This is a genomic window from Sulfurovum sp. (assembly GCF_049668085.1).
Lineage (GTDB): Bacteria > Campylobacterota > Campylobacteria > Campylobacterales > Sulfurovaceae > Sulfurovum.
The window spans coordinates 1-11,026 of the sequence record NZ_JBATIY010000077.1; the positions used below are offsets into that span (position 1 = coordinate 1).

General features: G+C 35.9%; 8 protein-coding genes. All 8 read right to left on the reverse strand.

The genetic code is table 11. The features are described 5' to 3' along the window. Positions 1-173 precede the first annotated feature (173 nt). Positions 174-743, reverse strand: a complete 570-nt coding sequence (gene efp / locus WBM70_RS04730) for an elongation factor P (protein WP_424557359.1) — start codon at positions 741-743, stop codon at positions 174-176. A gap of 87 nt (positions 744-830) precedes the next feature. Continuing rightward, the gene (locus WBM70_RS04735; protein WP_424557360.1) at positions 831-2,555 is read right to left on the reverse strand and encodes an efflux RND transporter permease subunit; all 1,725 of its coding nucleotides are present in this window, start codon (positions 2,553-2,555) and stop codon (positions 831-833) included. Continuing rightward, entirely contained in the window at positions 2,555-4,213 is a 1,659-nt protein-coding gene (locus WBM70_RS04740; RefSeq protein ID WP_424557361.1) for an efflux RND transporter permease subunit, read from the reverse strand. The genes WBM70_RS04735 and WBM70_RS04740 overlap by 1 nt, the downstream gene beginning before the upstream one ends. 6 nt (positions 4,214-4,219) lie before the next feature. After that, entirely contained in the window at positions 4,220-5,020 is an 801-nt protein-coding gene (locus tag WBM70_RS04745) for an efflux RND transporter periplasmic adaptor subunit (protein WP_424557362.1), read from the reverse strand. Continuing rightward, positions 5,017-6,366, reverse strand: coding sequence for a TolC family protein (locus tag WBM70_RS04750; protein ID WP_424557363.1), 1,350 nt, complete (start codon positions 6,364-6,366; stop codon positions 5,017-5,019). The genes WBM70_RS04745 and WBM70_RS04750 overlap by 4 nt, the downstream gene beginning before the upstream one ends. A gap of 209 nt (positions 6,367-6,575) precedes the next feature. Further along, positions 6,576-8,165, reverse strand: coding sequence for a phosphoglycerate dehydrogenase (serA, locus tag WBM70_RS04755; protein WP_424557364.1), 1,590 nt, complete (start codon positions 8,163-8,165; stop codon positions 6,576-6,578). A gap of 163 nt (positions 8,166-8,328) precedes the next feature. Continuing rightward, positions 8,329-9,981, reverse strand: coding sequence for a 30S ribosomal protein S1 (locus WBM70_RS04760; protein ID WP_424557365.1), 1,653 nt, complete (start codon positions 9,979-9,981; stop codon positions 8,329-8,331). Positions 9,982-10,144: 163 nt separating this feature from the next. Continuing rightward, on the reverse strand, positions 10,145-11,026 hold an 882-nt coding region (gene aroA, locus WBM70_RS04765), incomplete at its 5' end, for a 3-phosphoshikimate 1-carboxyvinyltransferase (protein ID WP_424557366.1).

The following is an 11,026-nucleotide window of genomic DNA, read 5'->3' on the forward strand; positions in this document are numbered from 1 at the left end:
GTTTATGACCATTGCCACAACACCAGATGCAATGATAAAAGATTGTGAAAAAGTCTTTAAGAAAAAGAAAAAGAAGAAAAAATAAATTTAAACTAGAATAACTCTCTTGAATGGAGCACTAACAACCAAAAAGGAAATTCCTTTTTAGTTGTTAGTCTACCTCTAAAAAGATTTTATGATTTGGCTTTCTCCAAATATTTTCCCTCAACAGTATCCACTTTGATCATCTCACCTTCAAGAACATGAAAAGGTACTTGAACTACTGCACCACTTTCAAGTGTAGCCGGTTTTTTCCCACCTTGTGAGTCACCCTTGAAGTTAGGTGGTGTTTCTACGATCTTCAAAACAACCGTTTGTGGTATCTCTACTGAAATCGCTTTACCTCCATGAAACAAAATTTCAGCTTCCATTCCATCTATCATAAAATCAAATGTATCTTTGCCTACTTGTTCATGCGTAAGACCGATCTGCTCAAATGTTGTCGTGTCCATAAACTGAAGCATTTCACCATCATCATAAAGATACTGCATTGTTTTTTGTTCAAGTTCCGGTACATCAAATTTATCACCTGCATGTACAGTTTTTTCAATTGTTTTACCTGTAGAAAGATTCTTGATCTTCATACGTACAAAAGCTGCACCTTTACCCGGTTTGACATGCTGAAAGTCTGTAACCTTATAAGGATTTCCTGTGATTTCGAGTCTGGTGCCTTTTTTAATATCACCCATTCCAATTGTAGCCATTTTAGCTCCTTAAAAATAATGGCTGATTATAGCAAATGCTTGGTAAAAGGTTGTAGCGGCACCCTAAAAGGATGCCAAAAAAGTAGATTATCTAGTGATAGAAATAGAATGATGCTTTTCATCATGATCGGATTTTTCAAAATCCATTGCTTTTGCATTATCCATCAAGACAGGGACAAAGAGAAGTGAAACAAATACGGCTGCAACCGTACCCGAGATAAGTGCAACACCAAGCCCACCAAAGACAGGGTCACCAGCAAGTAAAGCGGAACCCAAAATAATTGCAACTGCCGTTAAAGCAATAGGTTTTGCTCTTGTTGCTGCTGCAATAGCAATAGCTCTACGTTTTTTAATCCCATCAACCTCCATTAAAGACTTGGCAAAGTCTATAAGAAGCAGTGAGTTACGTGAACTGATTCCTATAAGTGCAATAAACCCGATCAATGAAGTTGCGGTCAAGAAGAATGTCTCCGAAGTAAACCAATTGGCTACCCAGTGTCCTACAATAACACCTATCAGTGAAAGGAATGAACCTAACAGTACAATACCACTTATAGCGAAACTCTTATAGTAAATGACCAACAATAAGAATATCAATATCAAAGCAGCTATAAATGCAGCACCTAGATCTCTAAAAGTATCAAGTGTTACTTTCATCTCTCCATCCCAACGAATCAAGAATTCTTCATGCGTTTTTTTATCTGTTAAAGTAAAATCGAACATATACGTTGAAATACCTTCTTTAGTAATATTATAATCTTCAGAAAACTTTTCAAGCATGACACTACGTGCATCCAATAACGGATAAACTTGAGAAACCATATCTGTCTCTGCAACTACATTTACCATACGAGAAAGGTCCTTATGCATGATCATAGGGTTTGACTTCACTTTACGAAGATTAACCACTTCACTTAAAGGTACCATCATTCCTCTCATATTCATGAGGTTCAACGATGAAAGTTTACTTTGTAAGGCATCCTTATTAGCAGCAGGTAGATTTTTCGTCTCAACATCCAAGATCAGAAATATTGGTATCTGGTCTGGAGAGTTTTTGGAGTTTTTATGTGCAATGACCATGCCTTCAAAAGCCAGGTACAAGATATTATTTACTTGTTCTACACTCAATCCACTTCTGGCTATTTTTTCTTTGTCTGGTATCAGTTCAAATTTCTCATAGATTTCGTCAGCCATCACATCAACATCAACAAGACCTTCTGTATCAGATAAAATATTTGCTACTTTCGTAGAAATAGTTCTTACCTTTGCTAAGTTCTCCCCATGGACTTCAACCACAATAGAAGCAAGTGTTGGAGGTCCTGATGGTTGCTCCACAAACTTAATATTTGTACCTTCTACTATAGATAAACATGATTTTTTGATCTCAGGTCTTATACGTTGCACCATAAGAAATGATGGTTCCGCACGGTGATGTTTATCTGTAAGGTTAATTGAGATCTCAGCTACATTTTCAGTACGTTTCATACTTGCACCTTTTACAAGTCCAGCGTAATCGAGTGGAATACCCTGTCCTAAAAAAAGCTCAAGATTCATTATTTCATCTTCTTTTTTCAGAAAGTCAACTACACATGAAGACACCGCTTTCGTCTGCTCAATGGAAGAACCAGTAGGTGTATCAATATAGATAGAAAATGTGTTATCACTTTTCCCTGGTAACATTTTTGCCAGTACCATTTTTGTGGGGAACATCAAAAGAGAGAGAAAAAATGCTGCCGCGGTTAAAAAAATAACAAGTTTTTTCTTTAAAGCATCATCAAGAATACTATAAATAAAGTTTTCAAAATTTTTCATTATTTAGATCCCTCTTCATTTTTCTCTTCATGGTGATGACCATGTTCTGGTTTTTTAAGTAATTTTAGACTTAAATACGGTGTAAATATATAGGCAACAAAAAGTGATGCCAAGAGTGCTACAGGTACATTATAGGGAATAGGCTTCATAAATGACCCCATCATTCCCCCTACAAATGCCATAGGGACCATCGTTAGGATAATGGCCAAAGTAGCAATATTTGTTGGTGCACCAATCTCATCAGTTGCCTCAATCAAAAGTTCTCCCATCTCTTTATCTTCAACACCATGGCTATGTAAATGTCTATGGATATTTTCAATGACAATAATTGCCGCATCTACAAGTAACCCTAATGAGAGCAGGAGCGCAAAGAGTGTGATCCTGTTCATCGTCTGACCTGTCATCCATGCAGTAAATAACGTTACCGCCAAGATTGCTGGTACCGTAAAAGTAACAATGATAGACTCTCTCCATCCTAAAGCAAAAACCAACATCAACGCAATGATAATGATCGTAATAATTAAATGATGCATCAACTCATTTACGGCCTCATTTGCACGTACACCATAATTTCGGGTAGTAAGATATCCAATGCCTAACTCTTCAAATTCACGTTCATAGCTTTTAAGTACATCAACCACATCTTCAGAAACAAATACAGCATTGGTTCCCGCTAGTTTTGCGATGGTCATTGTAATTTGATTCTTTTCTTCACTCATTGTCACTTTGGTCTGTTCTGACTCATGATCTTGTGTTTGAGTATCTTTATTTTCTTCTTTCAAGAAAATCTTTGCCGTTCGGAAATTTTCTATATCTACTCCATTGGTCACTGAAGCTACATCTTTTAAATAGATAGGTGACCCCATATACTGTGCAACTATCACATTTCCCACATCATCAATACTTTCAATAGCATTTTTTACACCAAATATGACCAATTTATTTTCTCTGGTTCTACCCTTTACATCAGGAACATCAACTGCAATAGATTGTACTGCTTTCATGATCTGCCCTAAAGAGAGGTGATATGCTGAGAGCCTCCCCATATCTACCTCAATATTGAATTGTGCTTTTCGTGCACCTTTTAGTGTCGTTTTAGCTACATTATCTACAGCATTTATTTTTTGTTGTACTTTTCTGACCATTTCAAAAAGTGCTACATCATCTATACTGCTTTTTGTTTTTGGATAGAATGCTACTGTAACAATGGGAATATCAATATCAATATCAAAAGGCTTTACACTAGGCTGCATCACACCTTTTGGCATGATATCCATATTTTGCATGACCTTATCATAGAGTTTCAAGTTTGAGTCTTCTCTATTCTCACCGATATAGTACATGACATTAACAATACCTACATTGTCCATAGCCATACCATACACATGTTCTATACCACGAACTTCTCTCAATTTCCGTTCTAGTGGCTTTACAATAATATTTTCAATCTCTCTAGGTGATGCACCTGGCATGGCAACAATCACTGCCCCACCTGAAATAGCAATTTGAGGATCTTCTTCTCTTGGCATCGTATTGAGTGCAATATATCCGACAAGAAGTAACATAGCACCCAAAACAACTGTTAAGGGACTCGTTAAAAAACCCTTTGCCAGTTTTCCCGCTACGTTAATGATCTCATATTCTGTTTTAGTTTCCATTACAACCTACCTAATTATAATTTTGGCATACATCCCAGGATAGACAGAAGCACGTCCCTTACTGTCAAAATTCATTTTGATCTTAAACTTATGTGTCATAGGATTTGAACTTGGAATAATAGAAGTTATATGCCCCTCTGTCCTAAATGCAATAGAAGGTATTTCAATCTCAACCTTCTTCCCTAAATTGATATATCTCAATTGTGTTTCACTCAATTCTGATACAATAGTTAACTTACTAAGATCTGTTAAAACGACTGCAGGCATACCTGGAATAGCCATTTCACCCTCATTAAGACGTTTATCTACAATTACACCATCATTTGGTGCGTGAATCTTTAGATAATTATACTGATTTATTACTTCATCTTTTTTGGCTAATGCCTGCTTTACCTGCTGTTCTGCTATTTCTACCATATCTTTAAGGTTTTTTTCCGCAAGTTGCAGCATTTCAAACTCATATTTAGAAACCATTTTCTTCTTATAGAGTCTCTCATGTCTAGCAAGATTTGTCAAAATATTATTGTATTGATTTTTATTCATCTGAAGTGCAAGTCTGGCTTGAGAAATAGCTAGGTCTACCTGTCTTTCTGCAGACTCTATCTCTTTGGAATCGATCTCATAAAGAAGTTGTCCTTTTTTTACAATATCACCTTCAGATACAGCCATGTTTCTCACATACCCCATATAACGGCTGGTTATCATCTTTTGATTATCTGAAACAACTGAACCACTCAGATCTATCTCTGTTCCATTTGCCAAAGTCACCATTAATGCTAAAATAATTAATTTCATTAGTTTTTTCATACGTTTCCTCCTTTATTTAAAATACTATTTAATTCAAATATTTTTGTATTTCGTTCATTCTTCACTGTAAGTAACTTCAGTAACACTTCTAATTCCCTAGATTGTTTCATCAGTACATCTGAGATTGAAACGATGCCTTCTTTATATCGTGAACGATAATTTTCATATACTTTTCTTGCAAAATGCAATTGTTTTTTATAACTCTTTACATCTGCATTTTTACTTAAAATTTCTGTTTCAAGTTTTTTAACCTTTAATGCAATACCAGATTTGGCCAAAGAGACTTGATCTTGCACTTTAAGATGATTGACCTTTGCTTTCTCAAAATTTGCAGTATCAATTCCACCATTAAAGATATTCCATGTCAACTGTACTCCTACAGTATATGAATCTTTCTCTCTAAATTCATTCCACAACTCATCATCTGCACTTCCATACTCTCCAAATGCACCAATACTTGGTAAATAATTCGATTGTTCAACATCAATGGCCATTTGACTTATCTGCAATCCCAAAAGTGCTTTTTGTATATCTATATTATTACTTTCAATTTCAGCTGCATCAATACCTGGCATAGGTGCCATATCATTCACTTTTTTAATAGTATTCACCTCTTCATTCAATAAAAATGAGAGAAACTGATACGCTAGATCTTTATTGAGTTTGGCCTGGTTATGCATACTTTCAGCCTCTGCCCTACGTGCCTGAACTTCAAGCAGATCTATCTCTTGTGCATACCCTTCGTCTCCCATACTTTTAACTATATTTTCTAAATGGTTGATATTTTTAATGATCTTAGAAAGATTCAAAATGTAATTTTCAACCAAAGAGATATCATAAAATGCTTTTTTTGTCTGAAATATTTTTTCATTAAGAAGTTTTTGCGTATCCCACTGGCTCATACGATACAAAGCATCTGTAATACGTCCGTACTCTGTTAATTTTCCACCTGTATATAAAGGCAGAATATAAGAGATCTTTGTCTGATAGTGGTTTCTTGCTTCTGGATAATTTAAATCTGAAGGCTGCACATTCAATATATTTGGATTTGTCCCATCAAATTCAGCAAAACCGAAATCACCAAAAGTGGCTTCACGACTTTGTAATTTGAATCCAAATACATTTCCAGCATCGTTTGAACGCATTGCTGCAGCAGTCACATCTAGTTTACCGTAGTTATGACCTTTGGCAGCAGTAGCTTCATACGCCTTCATCTGCTCATTAAAATGCGATATTTTCAACTCTAGATTATTACTTTCCAACATACTAATAGCTTGCCTAAGCTCCAAGTTGTTCAAGCCTGCAAATAGTGGCCATGACAAAAGAAAAATAAGATATTTTTTCATCAGATGCGCTCCTCTTTCCTAAGATTACATTATAACTAAAGAAATAATTTTCTACTTATAAGTTTAATTAAATAAGTAACTATTATATCTAATATAACTTAAAGTAATTTACATTAGATATACCTTTATAGAAAAAATGAAAGTGTTTAAAATGTTTAAAGATAAAAATCAGGTAAGTGAAATTAACTAAGTGGAGTATCCACTTAGTTTTAAAGTGTTGCGTGAGAAACGCTAATACATGCTTCGAGTGCAGCAAGTTTTTCAAGAAGTTCTTTTTTGATTTTACCATCTACGCGTACAACAGCCAAAGCTTGTTTTTTACTGTCACGTCCGAGTCTAAAATCAGATATATTCAAGCCATTCTCAGCCATGATCCTACCTACATCACCGATCACTCCTGGAGTGTCTGTATTTCTAAAGAAGATCATCGTACCTTTTGGTTCAACATCTAAGATATAGTCATCTATTTCAATAATACGTTGTTCTGTATCATCAAAAACAGTTCCTTCTATAGAGATAGTACCTTCTGTAGTTGTAAGTTTCACACCAATTTTATTGGTAAATCCACTGTTGTTTGGTTTTACCTCTTTGATGATCTCTATACCACGTTCATCAGCAACAAACTCAGCATTTACATAGTTTACTTGATCTCCCAAAGACTCAGTAAGAACACCTACTGTTGCAAATGTACCCATAGATTCTAAATGATCAGCCACAGGACCAGATGCCATGACTCTAATCGACTTTACAGCACTTTTCGTGATCTGTGCAGACATATGACCTATCTTTTGAATAAGCTCCAAATATGGTCTTACAAAATCAGGGAGTTCATTCTCTTTGATCGGTAGATTAAGTGCATTCGGGTATGAAATACCCTTTGCTGCTGCTATCGCATTTTCAGCTGCCTGAATTGCAATATTCTTTTGTGACTCTTTTGTGTTTGCACCAAGGTGAGGTGTCACAGTCACATTGTCAAGATCAAGCAGAGGATGATCAGTTGCAGGCTCTTTGTTAAATACATCGATTCCTGCCATTGCTATCTTACCAGAAGTAAGACCCTCTAAAAGTGCATCTTCATTATAAAGACCACCCCTTGCGCAGTTTATAAGGATAACTCCGTCTTTCATCTTGGCTATTTCATCTTTACCTATCATACCGATTGTTTCAGAGTTTTTAGGTGTGTGAATAGTAATAATGTCACATGCTAAAATATCTTCAAAATTCTTAGTGTATGAAGCATCCAGATCTGTTACTTTGCTTGGATCAATATATGGGTCATACGCTATAACATCCATTTCAAATGCTTTAGCTCTTTTTCCTACACGTGAACCAATATTACCAAAACCGATGACACCAAGTTTTTTATCTTTGAGCTCAGTACCATACCAGTCCTGTCTTCTCCACACACGATCAAGTTTAAGGTTGTTATGTGCATAAGGAAATTGTCTTACACATGAAAGTAGATGTGTCATGGTAAGTTCAACTGCTGCAATAGTATTTGCCGTAGGTACGTTCATTACGACGATACCCTGTTTACTTGAACCAGGAATGTCTACATTGTCCACACCCACACCCGCACGTACGACTGCAGTTATCTTGTTGGCCTGTGCTAAAAATGCGTCATCAACATCTGTAGATGAACGTGTAATAGCAACATCTGCTAAAGGGATAAACTCAGAAAGAAGCTTATCTTTAGGCTCGTCTGCAGCATTAATAAATTCTATTTCACTATCATTTGCAAGAATATCTAATCCATCTTGATGAATATGATCACAAACAACAATCGTCTTTTTTGACATCTTATAACCTTTAATTTTGTGAAAATTGAAGTACCATGAAGTACGGAAGAATACGAATAATCGTATGAACCGCCTACTAAAGGCAACTCAATATTAAGAATTGAAAATAAGAGAATATGTTCTGAGACATATCTCTTATTTTAACTATTTGAAGCTTTACTAATTATCTTTTGAATTTATCGCCAAATGCATCCCCAAGAGTCATACTGTCATCTTGGTCTAAATTGAGTTGATCCATTGCTTCTCTTTCTTCTTGACGCTCAAGTCTTTTTACAGAGACTCTAATTCTATCATTGTTCGCATCAATAAAGCTGATCACACCTTTGATCTCTTGACCTTTTTCGATCTCATCAAATTTAAGTGGGTGAAGATCTTCTGTTCTAATAAGCGCATCAATATTGTCTTCAAGTGAAATGAATACACCGAAGTCTTTTTTATCTTTTACTGTACCAGTTACGATAGAACCATTTTTATGCGTTTCAGCGAATGCTTTTACCGGTGAAGCTTCAAGCGCTTTTTTACTCAATGAGATCTTACCTGCATCTCTATCGATCTTAATGATCTTCACTTCAACTTCGTCACCAACTTTAAGTTCAGATTTTGCATTCTTTGATTTGTCCCAAGAGATTTCTTGATTATGAAGAAGACCTTCAACGGCTCCAACTTTTACAAATGCACCAAAGTCAGTAATTGATGTTACTGCACCAGTTACAACATCACCTACTTTGTTTTCAGCAGTAAATGCATCCATAGGTTTAGGAAGAAGATTTTTAAGGCTCACTCTTAATCTTCTACCCTCTTTATCGATTTCAATGACTTCAACATTGATGTCAGAATTGTTTTCTAAGTAGTCTTTAGGGTGTTTAACATTTTTATCCCAAGAGATTTCAGATACATGAAGGAATGCTTCAAGATCTTCACCAAGATCAACAAATACACCATAAGGTTCAATGTTAGACACTGTAGCAGTTACTGTATCACCTACACCGATGATAGCATCAATGTCAGCCCAAGGATCAGGATTAGCATCTTTAATAGAGAGTGAAAGATGTCTTTTCTTTTTATCATAGTCTAAAGCGATTACGTTTACTTGATCACCTTCAGCAAAATATTTAGATGGATTCACTGGACCTTTGTGAGAGATCTGTGAGTAATGAACAAGACCGTCCATACCACCAACATCTACGAACATACCATAAGAAGTTATTTTCTTGATAGTACCAACTACTGGCTCTTTTTTCTCAAGAAGTTCTGAAACGATCTCATCTGTTTTAGCTTTATCACGTTCAATAAGTTCTTTTCTAGAAACAACTACTGAACCTTTATCTTTATCTACTTTTACGATAACAGCTTTTACTTTTTTACCAATAGGATCAATTTTTGAAGAAAGGTAAGAGAGTGTACGTGGCATAAAGAACTCTAAACCATCACAATCAACTACGTAACCACCTTTATTGGCTTTAGTTACTACACCTTCGATAATGTACTCTTGCTCTTCATCATACTCAGCAATAAACTCATTTAATGCTACTCTGCTTAAAGCAGCTTTATGAGAAATACGACCTCTTCCCATTGTAACAACATCAATAGTATCACTTACATTAAACGCAAGATTACCTTCTTCGTCTCTAAGTTCATCAAGTGTCAGAGTTGCATCTCTACCACCACCAATGTCGATTACTGCGATATTATCTTTTTCATCTATCTTTACAACTGTACCTGCTACTAAATCACTTTTTGACTCTGATTTTTTAAACGATTCCTCGAGCATCGCCTCAAAATCTACTTCTTCTATTTCGATATCTTCGAACTTCATACCTATCCTTATGTGTGCCTAATTTTGCGTAATTATACCCTTTTAACCATAAATATGGCTTATAGCGTAAAGGCACATAAGCTTCGCTGACACTTAGTCAACTTCAGCTTAGTGATCAAAAATCTTGTTAATTTTAAGTTTTAATTATTGTGTTTAGAAGTTTTTAAGAAGAGATACTCTCAAGAACATCAAAATACGTAGGAAATGTTTTCGCAGTACATTCAGGCTCATTGATGGTCACAGAGACTGGGTCTAATGCCAAAAGCGAAAAACACATGGCCATTCTATGGTCATCATAAGTGTCAATCGCTGCATGTTTAAGTACTTTTGGTGCAGTTATTTTAAGATAATCTTCACCCTCTTCTACTTCTGCTCCGACCTTACGAAGTTCTGTTGCCATAGCAAAAAGTCTATCTGTCTCTTTTACGCGCCAGTTATAGATATTTCTAAGTGTTGTCGTACCCTCTACAAAAAGTGCTGTAGTGGCTATGGTCATAGCGGCATCAGGGATATGGTTGAAATCCATATCTATAGCATGAAGTTCACCTTTACTTACAGATACATAGTCATTACCCCACTCTACCACTGCACCCATTTTTTCCAGGACATCTACAAATTGAACATCCCCCTGGATACTCTTTTTTCCAATACCCGTAACTTTCACTGTACCACCTTTAATGGCAGCAGCAGCCAAGAAATAAGAGGCAGAAGAGGCATCACCTTCTACCATGAAAGTCTCTACAGCTTTATAGATTTGTTTACCTTTTATACTGAAAGTCTTATAGTTGTCATTCACCACATCTATACCAAATTCTTTCATGATATGCAGAGTAATATCGATGTAAGGTTTAGAGACAAGTTCTCCAATAATAGTAATGGTCATATCTTCTTTTGCCATAGGAGCAGCGAGCAACAGTGCAGTCAAAAACTGACTTGAAATGGCACCGTCTATTTTCACATCTCCACCTGTCAATCCATCCGCTTCTATCAAAAGTGGTGGGTATCCTTCATTCTCTTTGTAGCTTATCTTTGCACCGGCTTCTAT